At 55.9% G+C, this 14,876-nt stretch carries 15 protein-coding genes; 6 read left to right on the top strand and 9 right to left on the bottom strand.

All coding sequences use genetic code 11. The features are described 5' to 3' along the window. Positions 1-179 precede the first annotated feature (179 nt). Both IM303_RS03245 and dcp read right to left on the bottom strand, forming a co-directional pair. Positions 180-1,727 carry a methyl-accepting chemotaxis protein gene (locus IM303_RS03245; RefSeq protein ID WP_193359574.1) on the bottom strand — a complete coding sequence of 516 codons (1,548 nt, stop codon included), beginning with the start codon at positions 1,725-1,727 and terminating at the stop codon, positions 180-182. 409 nt (positions 1,728-2,136) lie between these two features. After that, positions 2,137-4,170 carry a peptidyl-dipeptidase Dcp gene (gene dcp, locus IM303_RS03240; RefSeq protein WP_193359573.1) on the bottom strand — a complete coding sequence of 678 codons (2,034 nt, stop codon included), beginning with the start codon at positions 4,168-4,170 and terminating at the stop codon, positions 2,137-2,139. 142 nt (positions 4,171-4,312) lie between these two features. On the opposite strand from dcp, the gene ydfG reads away from it, so the two are divergent. Continuing rightward, the gene (ydfG, locus tag IM303_RS03235; protein WP_193359572.1) at positions 4,313-5,059 is read left to right on the top strand and encodes a bifunctional NADP-dependent 3-hydroxy acid dehydrogenase/3-hydroxypropionate dehydrogenase YdfG; all 747 of its coding nucleotides are present in this window, start codon (positions 4,313-4,315) and stop codon (positions 5,057-5,059) included. A gap of 91 nt (positions 5,060-5,150) precedes the next feature. Further along, positions 5,151-5,837, top strand: coding sequence for a GntR family transcriptional regulator (locus IM303_RS03230; protein ID WP_193359571.1), 687 nt, complete (start codon positions 5,151-5,153; stop codon positions 5,835-5,837). A 33-nt stretch (positions 5,838-5,870) separates the two neighbouring features. On the opposite strand, the gene IM303_RS03225 is transcribed toward IM303_RS03230, so the two are convergent. Further along, the gene (locus IM303_RS03225; RefSeq protein WP_059356996.1) at positions 5,871-6,302 is read right to left on the bottom strand and encodes a universal stress protein; all 432 of its coding nucleotides are present in this window, start codon (positions 6,300-6,302) and stop codon (positions 5,871-5,873) included. Between the two features lie 288 nt (positions 6,303-6,590). Here IM303_RS03225 and ydfZ point away from each other — a divergent pair, with 288 nt between their 5' ends. Next, on the top strand, positions 6,591-6,794 hold the full coding sequence (gene ydfZ / locus IM303_RS03220; protein WP_028013008.1) for a putative selenium delivery protein YdfZ: 204 nt from the start codon (positions 6,591-6,593) through the stop codon (positions 6,792-6,794). A 43-nt stretch (positions 6,795-6,837) separates the two neighbouring features. Here ydfZ and IM303_RS03215 read toward each other — a convergent pair whose 3' ends face one another. From IM303_RS03215 to IM303_RS03195, 5 genes are all read right to left on the bottom strand, one after another. Further along, entirely contained in the window at positions 6,838-8,301 is a 1,464-nt protein-coding gene (locus tag IM303_RS03215) for a mannitol dehydrogenase family protein (RefSeq protein ID WP_193359570.1), read from the bottom strand. A gap of 221 nt (positions 8,302-8,522) precedes the next feature. Beyond that, positions 8,523-9,890, bottom strand: coding sequence for an MFS transporter (locus IM303_RS03210; protein ID WP_028013006.1), 1,368 nt, complete (start codon positions 9,888-9,890; stop codon positions 8,523-8,525). A 72-nt stretch (positions 9,891-9,962) separates the two neighbouring features. Then, positions 9,963-10,982: a Zn-dependent oxidoreductase gene (locus IM303_RS03205; protein WP_193359569.1), complete on the bottom strand. Its 1,020-nt coding sequence runs from the start codon at positions 10,980-10,982 to the stop codon at positions 9,963-9,965. A gap of 14 nt (positions 10,983-10,996) precedes the next feature. Next, positions 10,997-12,211, bottom strand: a complete 1,215-nt coding sequence (manD, locus tag IM303_RS03200; RefSeq protein ID WP_028013004.1) for a D-mannonate dehydratase ManD — start codon at positions 12,209-12,211, stop codon at positions 10,997-10,999. 112 nt (positions 12,212-12,323) lie between these two features. Next, positions 12,324-12,650, bottom strand: coding sequence for a YnfA family protein (locus IM303_RS03195; protein WP_025757996.1), 327 nt, complete (start codon positions 12,648-12,650; stop codon positions 12,324-12,326). A gap of 152 nt (positions 12,651-12,802) precedes the next feature. On the opposite strand from IM303_RS03195, the gene IM303_RS03190 reads away from it, so the two are divergent. After that, the gene (locus IM303_RS03190) at positions 12,803-13,141 is read left to right on the top strand and encodes a DUF1283 family protein (protein WP_008502414.1); all 339 of its coding nucleotides are present in this window, start codon (positions 12,803-12,805) and stop codon (positions 13,139-13,141) included. After that, the gene (speG, locus tag IM303_RS03185; RefSeq protein WP_041910220.1) at positions 13,141-13,701 is read left to right on the top strand and encodes a spermidine N1-acetyltransferase; all 561 of its coding nucleotides are present in this window, start codon (positions 13,141-13,143) and stop codon (positions 13,699-13,701) included. Before IM303_RS03190 ends, speG begins: the two co-directional genes overlap by 1 nt. A 17-nt stretch (positions 13,702-13,718) precedes the next feature. Here speG and IM303_RS03180 read toward each other — a convergent pair whose 3' ends face one another. Further along, positions 13,719-14,465 carry a YnfC family lipoprotein gene (locus IM303_RS03180; protein WP_032644870.1) on the bottom strand — a complete coding sequence of 249 codons (747 nt, stop codon included), beginning with the start codon at positions 14,463-14,465 and terminating at the stop codon, positions 13,719-13,721. Positions 14,466-14,534: 69 nt separating this feature from the next. Here IM303_RS03180 and IM303_RS03175 point away from each other — a divergent pair, with 69 nt between their 5' ends. After that, entirely contained in the window at positions 14,535-14,828 is a 294-nt protein-coding gene (locus IM303_RS03175; protein WP_028013000.1) for a DUF1161 domain-containing protein, read from the top strand. The last annotated feature ends 48 nt before the right edge of the window (positions 14,829-14,876 follow it).

The following is a 14,876-nucleotide window of genomic DNA, read 5'->3' as shown; positions in this document are numbered from 1 at the left end:
TCCTTTTAAATTTTCGTTTTACGAAATCGTAGTCAGTATTTTTAAATTGTCACTGACGCTCGGCTATTTTCTTCATTATTCACGGGGACGCCCCTTTTTATTAGCGTCCCCGTTGCTGGTTTGATTAAAATTCGCGTTTAAAACGCCGGAGCCTTACCTTTTGATTATGCTTTTGCTGCTCAAATAGCAAAGTTTTCCGTCATCTGCTTCAGTGCCCTGGACTGCTCGGTCAGCGCCTGCGATGCCGCTGCGGACTGCTCAACGAGCGCCGCATTACCCTGCGTCACGCCATCCATCTGGGTGACAGCAGCGCTGATTTGCATGATGCCCTGCATTTGCTCAACCGAGGCCATTGAAAGACTGTCCATAGTTTCAGCAAGCGTAGCCACGTTGCTCGCAGCCCGCAAAATCGTCTCTGCCGTTCTGGATGCCACCGACACACCGTTATCGACATCCTCAACGGCATGCTCAATCAGCGCCCCAATTTCTTTGGACGCCTTTGCGCTGCGCTGAGCGAGATTTCTGACTTCCGTCGCCACCACGGCGAAGCCACGACCATGCTCACCGGCACGTGCCGCCTCGACCGCCGCATTCAGCGCCAGAATATTAGTCTGGAAAGCAATCCCTTCTATAACGCTGGTGATTTCCTTTATCTTCAGGGCGTTAGCCGAGATATTCTGCATCGTTTCGCTCATTTCGCCCACGGCAGACTCACCTTCACGTGCCAGTGCTTCCGTCTTTCTTGCTGACGTTGCCGTATGCTCCGCGACCTCGGTATTGTTCCGAACGGTCATCGTCAGCTGTTCCATGCTGGCGGCAGTCTGCTGCAACGCCGCCGCCTGCTCCTCGGTACGAGACGATAACTCCATATTGCCCTGCTCGATCTCACCGGCAGCCAGATCCACCGACGTCGCGGCCTCTTTGATTTCAGTGACAAGGGTTTTCAACTGGGTCTGCATGTTGTCCAGAGCCGCAAGCAGCGTGCCGGTTTCATCCATCCGGGTAATACGTATGGTTGAGGTGAGATCGCCGGCGGCAATGGTGTTCGCCGTATTCACGGCCTGCTTTAGCGGTCGGAGAATACTGCGCGACAGCAAAATGCCCGTCAGCAGCGCGGTGACAACCGCCGCAATCATTCCCAGGATTATCATCATGCGCGTACGGAAGCGTTCTTCAGCCAGTCGGGTTTGACGTTCAGCCATAATGCGGTATTCGTCGTTCAGCGCTTGCTGAATAACGCCCCGCATGGCGTCCATTTGCTCTTTTCCGGTATTACGCTCCAGGCTACTGATGAACGCATCCATCTCTTCGCCCCCGCGGGATACACTCTCTCTTCGCTGGATTAACGGCAGCGCAAATGACCTTTTCCATTCTTCTTCAAGCCTGGAGAGGGTGGTTAATTTTTGCTGCTGCGACGGGTTATCACGCGTAAGCCCTGCAATTTCGTCAACTTTGCTTTTAAACCTCTCATCCCCCTGCGTGAAGGGTTGAAGAACGTCCTGATTGCCGGTGAGCGCAAAACCGCGAATGCCGGTTTCCATGTTGATCAGGTTTTCGGTTACGGAGCGAAGGTTATCGACCACTTTATAGCTATGAACGTTGAGCTTGCTGACGGCAGTCACTCTGTCAAAGCTCAAATAGAGCAGCCCGCAGACGACTGACATTAAAACCACAATTGCGCCAAATGCTATGGTAAGCCGGGTGCCGATGTTGAGATTTTTAAACATGACTCTTCCTTAATAATTAGCATAGGTTCATCTTCTGGAGATGAATTTTAATAACGGCTTATTTTTTGTGGTTAATGGAAATGGGTTTCCACCACGACCACACCCATGCTAATCGGCAGAGAAAATTAATACTTTAGGCTAAGGTAAAAATATAATAATCATCTTTTTGCGATGATTCTTATATGCAATAAACGGCCATGTACCAGTCAGCATAAATAATTAAATAAACTTGCGAGCATTATAAAATTGAGATTGGTAAAAGCGCCTAAATTTAAGCACATTTAATATAAATATATTTCAAACTATTAATAAATGTAAATTTCAGTTCTTTTTTTGACCATTTTCGAGCTTTCAGACCTATAAAAAAACCGGGCGCGGGGCCCGGTTATCTTCTTAGCTAAAAGTGGCTTTATGCGCTCAACCCGCGATTCTCCAGCATCGGTTCAATCTTCGGATCGTGTCCGCGCCAGTTTCGATAAAGTTCGGCTAAGTCAGCGCTGTTGCCGCGAGACAAAATCGCCTCACGGAATTTCTGTCCGTTTTCACGCGTCAATCCACCCTGTTCCACGAACCACTGATAGCCATCGTCCGCCAGCATTTGCGTCCACAGGTAGGCGTAATATCCCGCCGCGTAGCCACCGCCGAAGATATGGGCAAAGTAGCTGCTGCGATAGCGCGGCGGTACAGCGGGCAGATCCAGCCCCTCTTTTTTCAACGCCGCGGCTTCAAACTCTTCAACGCTCGACACGGCCTCGCTGATGCCGTGCCAGTTCATGTCCAGCAGCGCCGCACTCAGCAGCTCCGTCATGTCATAGCCCTTGTTGAAGTGGGTCGCGTTGAGCATGCTTTCCCGCAGCGCGTCCGGCATGGGGTCACCGGTTTCGTAATGACGGGCATAGTGGCTAAACACCTCAGGATGGCTGGCCCAGTGCTCATTGATTTGCGACGGGAATTCAACGAAATCACGCGGCGTATTGGTACCGGACAGCGTGGCGAAGCGCTGGCTGGCAAACAGACCGTGCAGGGTATGGCCAAACTCGTGGAACAGGGTTATCACGTCATCCCAGGAGAGAAGCGCGACGCCGCCGTTACCCGGCTTTTGGTAGTTGCAGACGTTGTAGATCACCGGGCGGGCAGCAAACTCAAAGGACTGCTCGATGAAATTGCCCATCCAGGCCCCGCCCTGCTTGGAATCGCGGGCGAAGAAGTCGCCGTAAAACAGCGCCATGCCCTCACCGGTATGGTCAAAAATTTCCCATACGCGGACGTCAGGGTGATAAACCGGAATGTCGAAACGCTCCACAAAACGAATGCCAAACAGCTGGCTGGCCGCCCAGAATACGCCATCCTGCAATACGGTATTGAGCGCAAAATAGGGTCGAATCTGCGATTCATCGAGGGCATATTTCGCCTGGCGCACGCGCTCGGCATAAAAGGCCCAGTCCCAGGCCTGCACGGTGAAGCCACCCTGCTCGTCGTCGATGACCTTCTGAATATCGGCCTGCTCGCGTTCCGCGCGGGCGCGGGCGGCAGGCACAATGCCGCGCATAAATTCCAGCGCGGCGGCCGGGGTTTTCGCCATCTGGTCGGCAATGCTCCAGCTGGCGTAATCCTCAAAGCCGAGCAGACGGGCCTGGCGCGCCCGCAGCGCCGTAAGGCGCAGGATCAGCGTGCGGGTGTCGTTTTCATCCCCTTTCTGGGTGCGCGTCCAGCCGGCGTTGAACAGGTTTTCGCGCGTCTGCCGATTGCGCAGCGCGGCTAGCGCAGGCTGCTGTGTCGTATTCAGGAGCGGGATCAGCCAGCGGTCGTTAAGCCCTTTTTCCGCGGCAGCCTGCGCCGCAGCGGCAATCTCTTCGGCGCTCAGGCCTTCAAGCTGGTGCGCGTAATCCACCACCAGCCCGCCCGCGTTGTTAGCGGCCAGCAGGCGCTGGTTAAACTGGCTGGTCAGGGACGCGGCCTCGGTATTCAGCGCCTTCAGCTCGGCTTTTTCCGCTTCATTCAGGCGCGCGCCGGCCAGAATAAAGCGCTGGTACGTCTCCTCGACCAGCCGACGGGATTCGGCATCCAGCGCGGCGCGGTCCTGCCAGACGCTCTCGACGCGGGCGAAAAGAGTGTCGTTCAGCCAGATGTCGTTCGCCAGCGCGGCAAGTTCGGTGGAGAGCTGCTCCTCCAGTTCCTGCAGGTACGCATTGGTGTGCGCGGAGGTCATGGCGAAGAAAACACTGCTGACGCGCGCAAGCATGACGCCGCTTTTCTCCAGCGCCAGCACGGTGTTAGTGAAGTCTGGCGCAGCGGTGTGAGAGACTATCGCCTCTATGTCCGCCCGCTTCTGGCGAAGCGCTTCATCGAAGGCCGGACGATAATGCTCGTCTTTGATGGTATCAAAATGGGGGGCCTGGTAAGGCAGCAGGCTAATGTCAAAAAAGGGGTTGGTGGCCGTCATCTTTCACTCCTCCGAACGAATATCTTCCCAGAGTAGGCCAGGCCGCTATCGCCTGCAACGCCGTCATACAAATGTTGCCTTAACGCACCCTCTGCGGGCGTGCTATGTTAGTACCACACAAAAAGCGTTGAGGAACAGTGAGATGATTATTTTAGTTACCGGGGCAACGGCAGGTTTTGGTGAAAGCATCACGCGTCGCTTCGTCGCCAACGGGCATAAGGTGATTGCAACGGGCCGTCGTCAGGAGCGCCTGCAGGAGCTGAAGGACGATTTAGGTGACAGCATCCTGACCGCGCAGTTGGACGTGCGTAACCGTGCGGCCATTGAAGAGATGATTGCCAGCCTGCCGGCAGAGTGGCGCGCCATCGACGTGCTGGTCAACAACGCCGGTCTGGCGCTGGGCATGGAGCCTGCCCACAAAGCCAGCGTTGAAGACTGGGAAAACATGATCGACACCAACAACAAAGGGCTGGTGTACATGACCCGCGCGGTGCTGCCGGGCATGGTCGATCGCAACCGCGGCCACATTATCAACATCGGTTCTACCGCCGGGAGCTGGCCTTACGCGGGCGGTAATGTCTACGGCGCGACCAAAGCGTTTGTGCGCCAGTTCAGCCTGAACCTGCGCACCGACCTGCACGGCACCGCCATTCGCGTCACCGATATCGAGCCGGGGCTGGTAGGCGGCACCGAATTCTCCAACGTGCGCTTCAAGGGCGATGACGCGAAAGCGGATAAAACCTACGAAAACGCCAACGCCCTGACGCCGGAAGACGTCACCGAAACGGTCTGGTGGGTCGCAACGCTGCCAAAACACGTCAACATCAATACCGTGGAAATGATGCCGGTCAGCCAGAGTTTTGCCGGACTTAGCGTCCATCGTGGCTAAATAAGCCCTTCCCGGCCCGCGGGCCGGGTCTGTTTCGGGTCATAAAAGAATGGTAGTATGTTCGGGCTAACTCTCTGAGAAATGACAACTCATGGCCGCTGAATCGCAACTCAATCCCACCCAGCCTGTAAACCAGCAAATCTATCGCATTTTGCGACGTGATATTGTCCATTGCCTGATCCCACCGGGAACGCCGCTTTCTGAAAAAGAGGTCTCCGTGCGTTTTGACGTGTCCCGTCAGCCGGTGCGTGAAGCGTTTATTAAGCTTGCGGAGAACGGCCTGATTCAGATCCGCCCGCAGCGCGGCAGCTACGTGAACAAAATTTCACTCTCACAGGTGCGCAACGGCTGTTTCGTACGCCAGGCAATTGAATGCGCGGTGGCGCGCCGTGCCGCGACGCTCATTAATGACAACCAGTGTTACCTGCTGGAGCAAAACCTGCATCAGCAGCGCATTGCGATTGACCGTAAACAGCTCAACGATTTCTTCCAGCTTGATGATGAGTTTCACCAGAAGCTGGCGCAAATTGCAGACTGCCAGCTGGCCTGGGATACCATTGAGAACATCAAGGCCACCATTGACCGGGTGCGCTACATGAGCCTCGATCACGTCTCCCCGCCGGAAATGCTGCTCCGCCAGCATCACGATATTTTCAGCGCGCTGGAAAAACGCGACCCGGACGGCGTGGAAAAAGCGATGACCCTGCATCTGCAGGAGATTGGTGAATCCGTGCAGCTTATTCGTCAGGAAAATAGCGAGTGGTTTAGCGAAGAGTGATATTTGCCGCCCTTTTCGCGGGCGGCGCCGTAATTAACGAACGACTAACACCGGAATTGTGGCGTAGCGCAGAATAGACTCCGCATTTGACCCCAACAGATGGGTGGTGATGCCCGGATTTTTTGACCCGATGACAATCACGTCATATTCCCCTTCTTTGCTCAGCTTGATAATTTCATCGCGGACGCTGCCAAAACGAACCAGAGTGTGAATATTCTCCAGGGAGATATCGAACAGTCGTTTTAACTCGTTCATTTTCTTCCCGGATTCTGCGCTCATATACTCTTCAAACTTTTTAATATCGGCGTTGAATCCGCGCAGCAGAGACCGGCTGCTGGCAGGCAGAATATTGACCAGGGTAATCGACGCGCCCTCGGCCTTCGCGAGGTTAGCCGCATGGCGAACCGCTTTGTCGCTTAAATCCATTTCAAACACGTCAACAGGCATCAAAATCTTCTTATACATAAGCCTGACTCCTTATTCCGATGAAGGGTTATTTCCTGCAACCAGAATGGCATCGGGAATATAAACCAATCCTCAACGCTTCCCCGTAGAAACTATCAATGAGTGAAAATAACGGTCTGCTTTGTAAATTGCCGTCGTGAAGCGTCAACGCCCCATGTAATAAAGAAAAAAGTGTGAGTTTGATCAAAAACAAAAACATGACTGGCAGACAGGCGTATTTATAGTGCCCCGTGAACGGCAAAACCTGAAATAGCGCCGTAACGGATAGTTTAGAGAGGAGAAAATACCATGATGACATACGACCGTAACCGCAATGCAATCACCACCGGCAGCCGCGTCATGATTAGCGGCACCGGCAAAACCGGCGTGATTAAGGCGATCCACAGCGACGGGCTGGATGCCGCGCAGGTGCGCCGTGGCAAAACGGTGGAAGTGGAAGGATGCGAAGGTAAGTTCGAACCAATTGAACTGATTCGTCTGGGCATGCACTAAATTGTGCGCCGACATGCCGCCGCGAACGGCGGCATGTGTTGAATTACAAATGCGACACGTACTCCGCCACCGTGGTCTTAGCCCCCTTCTGCAGCAGCGTCTGATACGCGCTCATCACGGCATCTGTGAAGGTTTTTTCTCGCGGCAACTCTTTCCCAAAAATGGCCTCAATGCCGAGCAGCGCGTTAACCCGGCTTTCGCCTTCGGCACTTCCCTTCACCGCCGCCTGAATCACCGCCAGCTGCGGATCGCTCACGTCGATGGCGTTACCCTGCTCGTCCACGCCGCCGACATAGCGCATCCACCCAGCCACGCCCAGCGCCAGCAGTGGGAAAGGCGTCTGGTGCACCAGGTGCCAGCGCGCGGGATCCAGCATCCGCTGCGGAAGCTTCTGGCTGCCGTCCATCGCAATTTGCCAGGTACGGTGGCGCAGGGCCGGGTTACTGTAACGGGCGATCAGCAGGTCAGCGTAGCGTTCTAAATCGACGCCCTTCACTTTCAGGGTCGGCGCCTGCTCGTTGAGCATCAGCGCGTGCGCGGCGACGCGATAGTGTTCGTCTTCCATACACTCATTGATGTGCTGATAACCGGCCAGATAGCCCAGGTAGGCCAGGAAAGAGTGGCTGCCGTTGAGCATGCGCAGCTTCATCTCTTCAAACGGGATCACGTCTGAAACCAGTTCGGCTCCGGCTTTTTCCCATTCCGGACGCCCGGCCACAAAGTTATCCTCGATAACCCACTGGCGGAACGGCTCGCAGGCCACCGCCGCCGGATCGCGTACGCCGGTCAGCTGCGCGATTTTATCCAGCGTATCGGGTGTGACCGCCGGTACGATGCGGTCCACCATGGTTGACGGGAAGGTAACGTTAGCCTCGATCCAGTCCGCCAGCTCGCCGTCTACCGCCCGGGCGTACGCGCAGGTTACGTTGCGCATCACGTGACCGTTCTCCGGCATGTTGTCGCAGGACATCACGCTAAACGCGGGCAGCCCCGCCGCTTTACGGCGCGCCAGCGCTTCCACCACCACGCCCGGCGCGGATTTAGGCTGATGCGGGTTTTGCAGGTCGGCAACGATGAAAGGATGATCGAGCATCAGTTGCCCGGTTGCCGGAGAGTGGCAGTAGCCTTTTTCGGTGATGGTCAGCGAGACAATCGCCACCTGCGGTTCACACATTGCCGCCAGCACGCTTTCCAGCCCGTCGACCTGCGCGTGCAGGGCCTTTTTGACTACGCCAACCACGCGGGACGTCCAGGCATCGGCAGACATTTCCGCTACGGTGTAGAGGTTATCCTGCGCCTTCAGGTCGGCAATCTGCTGCTCGCCGCCAATCAGGTTAACCTCACAGTAGCCCCAGTCGCTGCCGTGTTCAGCCGCGAGGATGTCCGCATACACCGCCTGATGCGCGCGGTGAAATGCGCCGAAGCCTAAATGTACAATGCGTGCTTTAAGGCTGTCGCGATCGTACTTAGGCAGCGTCGCGTTGGCCTGTAATAAGGTGTTTTCCATGATTAAGACTCGCTAATTAGAAAGCTGTGGATCGCTGCCGCCCCCAGTCCAGAGCGGCAGCGCCTGCTGACTACACCAACTAGAATGGCAGTATGGGTAAAAAATTACTGCCATCAACCATACTGATACTGCCGTTTGAGTTTTTGATTTATATTAACTTTTGCTCAGGTGGTGTGACATAAACAAAAAGTTGTGTGATAAGTCACGAAAGATGTAAACCGCTAGCGTCGCGTGGAGACCGCGCCGTAACCCACGCGCTCTTTCGGCGCGGCCTCGGCGGCATCTTCAGCCGCGCTGAGGTCGCGGTCGCGGACTTCCGGCATCAGGAACGCCGAAACCAGCCCAATTACGGAATAGGCCACCAGCATGGCTACAATCGGCCACCAGGAACCCGTCATATTGCAGAAAATCCCCGCCAGTACCGGGCCAAAGCCCACCGCCACCAGACCGCCCGCCTCCTTGGAGATAGCCATACGGGTAAAGCGATTTCGCGAGCCAAACATCTCCGCCATGGTGATATTTTCCAGCGCAAACAGCCCCAGCACGGCGAAGTTATGGATAACGATGATCGAGAGCATGATTGTCCCCGGCGCATAGCTCTTATCGACGATAATCGACAGCATCGGGTACGCCAGAATAATGGCGGAGATATTGAGGATAATGTACGGCAGCCTGCGCCCCACTTTGTCGGAAAGCCAGCCCAGCAGCGGGATGGAGATAAACCCGAGAATAGAACTTATCATCAGCGCGTCGGTGGGAATCGCTTTATCGAACAGCAGCGTCTGGACCAGATAGCCCGCGAGGAAGGTCTGGATCAGCCCCGAGTTGCCCGCCTGACCGAAGCGCAGGCCGGTCGCCAGCCAGAAGGATTTACTTTTCACCATTGAACCCAGCGAGGTGTCCGGCTGCACGGTTTCTGCATCGTTTACTTTCTCAAAGACCGGGCTCTCCTTGAGGTTCATTCGCAGCCAGATGGCAAAGATCATCACCACGACGCTGGCAAGGAACGGCACGCGCCAGCCCCAGGCGAGCAGCTGTTCACGATCGAGGGCGAAGAACATAATGGCCCAGATCGCCGTGGCGCTCAGCGTCCCGCAGTTAGTCCCCATCGCCACCAGCGAGGAGATGATGCCGCGTTTCCCTTTCGGGGCGTACTCCGCCAGCATGGTCCCGGCCCCGGAGATCTCCGCCCCGGCGCCCAGCCCCTGAATGATACGCAGCGTCACCAGCAGTACGGGCGCAAAAATGCCGATCTGCGCGTAGGTCGGCAGCACGCCAATCAGCGTGGTGCAGATCCCCATCATGGTGATGGTGATAAACAGCACCTTTTTACGACCAATGCTGTCACCCATTCTGCCGAAGATAAATGCCCCGACGATACGCGCGATGTAGCCCGCGCCGTAGGTTCCCATCGCCAGAATCAGCGCCATCGCGGCCGACTGTTCCGGGAAGAAGATTTCATGAAATACCAGCGCCGCCCCCAGCGAGTAGAGCTGGAAATCCATAAACTCCAGCGCGGTGCCCAGCCAGCCGGAGACGGCGGCTTTCACCAGATCTGAGGTGGTTCTTTGAGGTTGTGCTTGCGTCATAATGGCTATCTCTAAAGGTAAGATGCGTACCACTGAGAGCCCGTCTTCGCGGGCTCTTAACCGCGTGTAGGGTTATTGCCCGAACGTCAGTAAAACCTTGCAGCACTGCCGCTGGTCTTTTTCAAACAGTTCGATGGCGTCTGTTACATGGTGATAGTCAAAGGTATGGGTGATCAGTTTTTCCGGGTCGATCAGCCCTTTTTCAAGCCAGTCGATGACGACCGGGAATTTATTGGCATTGAGGCGCGAGGAGAAGATCGCCAGCTCTTTACCGGTAATCCACTGCTGGACTATCTGGCTCGGCTCGCTGGAGAAGCCCATCAGCACGATGCGCGCCGCCGGGGAAGCCAGGGTGACCGCCTCCTGCAAAATCGACGGATGACAGGCGGCATCAATAATCAGCGTCGGCTTGATACCTTTTTCGTCCAGCGCGGCCTGCAGCGACTTTTCGCCGTTATTAAAGACCCAGTCCGCGCCGCTGCGCTGGGCCATGGCCAGACGCTCATTGATTCTGTCGACGACGATAACCTGCTTCACGTTGTAGACGCCCTTTAGCGCCTGTACGGTGACCAGTCCCATCGGCCCTGCGCCGTAGATAAGCGCAACGTCCTGTTCGGTAGGGCTAGCCTGCCCCGTCACGTTGGCGGCAATGGTGAAAGGTTCAACCATCACGGCGTGTTTATCCGGGATCGCATCCGGGATGCGCCAGGCATTTTTAGCGGGCACGGCGGCATATTCGCTGAATCCGCCGTCGCGGTGGACGCCCAGCACCACCAGCGAGGTGCAGACGTTAGGCTTGCCGACGGAACACGGGTAGCAGTGCCCGCAGTTGATCACCGGATCCACCGAAACGCGCTCCCCTAACCGGGACGGTTCTACGCCCTCGCCCACGGCGTCGATCGTGCCAAAAAACTCGTGGCCAATCACGCGCGGATATTTTGCAAACGGATTATGCCCGCGGTAGATGTGGCTGTCTGACCCGCAGATCCCGGCCAGCTTGATTTTGACGCGGACTTCCCCTGCGCCTGGCTCCGGGCGCGGACGCTCTTCAATCACCAGCTGGTTCGGCTGTTGAATCACTACGCTTTTCATCGTTCGCTCCTCGGTTACCAGTTCCACAGCGTGCCGTCTTCGAGACGGGCCACCGGCAGATAGGCCGGATCGTACGGGTATTTCGCCGCCAGCTTTTCATCAAACTCAATGCCCAGCCCCGGCTTCTCGCCCGGGTGCATATAGCCGTTATCAAAGCGCCAGCTGTGCGGGAAGACTTCCAGCATCTGTTCGGAGTATCCCATATATTCCTGCACGCCGAAGTTCGGCACCCACAGGTCGAAATGCAGCGCGGCTGCGTGGCAGATCGGCGACAGGTCGGACGGGCCGTGCGAGCCGGTACGCACCTGATAGAGCGACGCGAAGTCCGCGATGCGGCGCATCCCGGTGATCCCCCCTGCATGGGTAATAGTGGTGCGGATATAGTCGATAAGCTGCTCTTCAATAAGCTGCTTGCAGTCCCAGATGCTGTTAAACACCTCGCCCACCGCAATTGGCGTGACGGTATGCTGGCGGATCAGGCGGAAGCACTCCTGGTTTTCCGCAGGCGTTGGGTCTTCCATCCAGAACATGCGGAACGCTTCGATACTCTTGCCGAAGCGCGCCGCTTCGATGGGCGTCAGACGGTGGTGCATGTCGTGCAGGAGATGCTCATTGAAGCCAAATTTACTGCGCACCGCGTCAAACAGTTTTGGCGTGAAATCGAGGTATTTCTCGGTGGACCAAAGCTGCTCTTCCGGCCAGTCGCCTTTGGTGGCGGGCTCGTAGGCCAACCCCTTCCCTTTAGCCATGCCGTAGGTGGTTTTCATACCCGGCACGCCGCACTGGACGCGGATCGCCTTAAAGCCCATCTCCTTATGGCGGGCGTAATCTTCCAGCACGTCGTCAATGGTGTGCCCGGTGGTGTGGCAGTAGACCATTACGCCCTCACGGGATGCGCCGCCCAGCAGCTGGTAGAGCGGCATATTGGCCGCTTTGGCTTTGATGTCCCAGAGCGCCATATCCACGGCGGAAATTGCCGACATGGTGACCGGCCCGCGGCGCCAGTAGGCGCCCTTATAGAAGAATTGCCAGATATCTTCGATACGGTGCGCGTCGCGGCCAATCAGCTGCGGGCAGAGGTGATCTTTCAGGTAGGAAGCAACGGAGAGCTCACGCCCGTTCAGCGTGGCGTCACCGAGGCCAACGATCCCTTCATCGGTAGTGATTTTAAGGGTGACAAAGTTCCGCCCCGGGCAGGTAACAAACACGTCAGCCGCGACAATCTTCATAATTCCTTTCCTTACATCGTTCGTTGTGATGCTGGAAATTTACCCATCAAACCTACTACCATACAAGCATAATGATCATAAAATCAGCTAACGATCACAAAACCCGGGGGGCTCAAGCACGGCCCCATCCCGCCACAATAATCAGCATACCGCACAGGGCAATCAGCGCCCCGGCCCAGTCATATGCGCTGAGTTTGACGCCGTCCACCACGCGCAGCCACAGCAGCGCCGTGCAGACATAGACGCCGCCGTAAGCCGCGTAAACGCGCCCACTGGCCGCCGGATGCAGCGTTAACAGCCAGACAAACAGAGCCAGCGCGACGCCCGCCGGGATCAGCAGCAGTGCGCTTCCCCCCTTCTTCAGCCAGAGCCAGGGCAGGAAGCAACCGATGATTTCGCATAGCGCGGTGGCAAAAAAAAGCAGCGTCGTTTTGAGCATATTTCACGTCAGGTGAGGATTTATTTAACCATCATACCTGATGATGCCCTTTACTTTTCCATACTTGCTCCGCGGGTATGCCGTTATTGCTCTTTGGTGTAGAATCTGAACGGGGAAACTTGCTCATCTGCACCCATTTAAAAGGAAACGCTATGACTACATTAAGCAAACGCCTTTGTCTGACAGCCCTGCTGGCGCTGTCATCGTTCGCCTTTGCCGCCTCTGCGACAGCGGAAACCAGCAAGCTCATTATTGAGTCTGGTGACAGCGCGCAAAGCCGCCAGAACGCCGCGATGGACAAAGAACAATGGAATGACACCCGCAGCCTTCGTCAGAAGGTCAACAAACGTGCTGAAAAAGAGTGGGACAAAGAAGATGTCGCCTTTGACGCACGCGATAAGTGTCAGCAAAGTGCGAACGTCAATGCCTACTGGGAGCCGAACACCCTGCGCTGCCTGGATCGCCGCACTGGTCGTACGGTAGCCCCATAATGTCGGCGCCCTGTGACGTAAAACTCCGGCCGCTGGAGCGTGAAGACCTGCGCTTTGTCCACCAGCTCGACAATAACGCCAGCGTGATGCGCTACTGGTTCGAAGAGCCGTACGAAGCCTTTGTCGAGCTGTCGGATCTTTACGACAAGCACATTCACGATCAGAGCGAGCGTCGTTTTGTGGTGGAGTGTGAAGGCGACAAAGCCGGGCTGGTGGAGCTGGTTGAGATCAACCACGTTCACCGCCGGGCGGAGTTCCAGATCATTATTTCGCCGGAGCACCAGGGGAAAGGCCTGGCCTCCCGGGCGGCGAAGCTGGCGATGGATTACGGATTCAACGTACTGAATCTCTACAAGCTTTATCTGATCGTGGATAAAGAGAACGAAAAAGCGATCCATATCTACCGCAAGCTGGGCTTTATGGTAGAAGGCGAGCTGATTCATGAGTTCTTTATCAACGGTGAATACCGGAATACCATCCGCATGTGCATTTTCCAGCATCAGCATCTGGCCGGTCACAAGCCGTCAGGTGCCAGCCTGCTGAAACCAACCGCGCAGTAGCCTGCGCGGTTTCATTCTCAGTAATACTCAATCGTGTTTTTGATGGTGTACTTGCGCTCAACGGCGGGTTTGACGCTGTCGTCCGTGATCGTCAGATCGCAGCTCACCGGGTTATTGTGGCGATCGTAGTCGCAGCTCTGCGTCACGTTGCCCAGCGGCTTATCGTTTAACAGGCTCACGGCCGAGTAATCCATTCTTTTGCGCAGATCCTTAGACGGCGTCGACTGTACCGATAGATGCTGATCCCCGGAGACGGTGGTTTTGCCCAGCGGGTAGCCATCCGCATCGTAGCGGTACTTCACCTCCATCTCTTTACCATGTGCGGCCACCACGAAGCCGTTGTCGTCGGTATCCCACGTCACCCCAGCTGACGGCAGTTCGGCCAGCTGGCATTTGCCCTGCAGCTTCACCTTACGCTGCTGGGTTTCTGCATCGATGTAGTAGTTTGCATCCAGCACCAGCGCTACGCCCGTGTTAGCCTCCAGGTCGTGCAGCTCCAGCGTATCGAAACACCCTTCCGCCGACACGGTGCCGGTGACCCGTTTGGACACTTCACCCTTCTCGTTGAACAGCGTCTGGGTAAAATCCTTGACCGGGCCGCGAAGAGGGTCGAAATCAAATTCGTTCGAAAAACTCGCCATCTCGGGCGTAAACGACAGCGGCGCGGAGTTGTTATCACACCCTGCGAGAGTAGCTGCCAGGAGCGTTATCGCTGCATATTTCTTCACATTCTTTACCAATACAGAGAGATTATTCCCAATCATATTAGCAAATACAGTTGTTTACACGAAGCCTGCTAAAATTAATCTCTACACAGAGAAAAGGAGCTACAGATGAAACGGTTACCCTGGATTACCGCCCTGCTGTTAATGAGTGCCTCAACGGCCGCGCTGGCGGCACCGGACTCCTGCGAGCGCGTGAAAAGCGACATTCAGCAGAAGATCATCAACAACGGCGTGCCGGAGTCAGGTTTTACGCTGAACATTGTGCCGAACGATCAGGCTGACCAGCCGGACGCTCAGGTGGTGGGCCACTGTGCCAACGACACCTTTAAAATTTTGTACACCCGTACGGGCAGCGGGGCGGCGTCCGGCAATCAGGATAATGCGCCGGCTGAACCTCAGTAAATCACCGTCAATCCCCTTTGATTTGACAAGGATTAATATTTAATACCT

This window comes from Enterobacter cloacae complex sp. P38RS, from assembly GCF_014930775.1.
Lineage (GTDB): Bacteria > Pseudomonadota > Gammaproteobacteria > Enterobacterales > Enterobacteriaceae > Enterobacter > Enterobacter bugandensis.
Note: the sequence above shows the minus strand (reverse complement) of the source record. Positions and strands in the feature narration are given on the sequence as shown.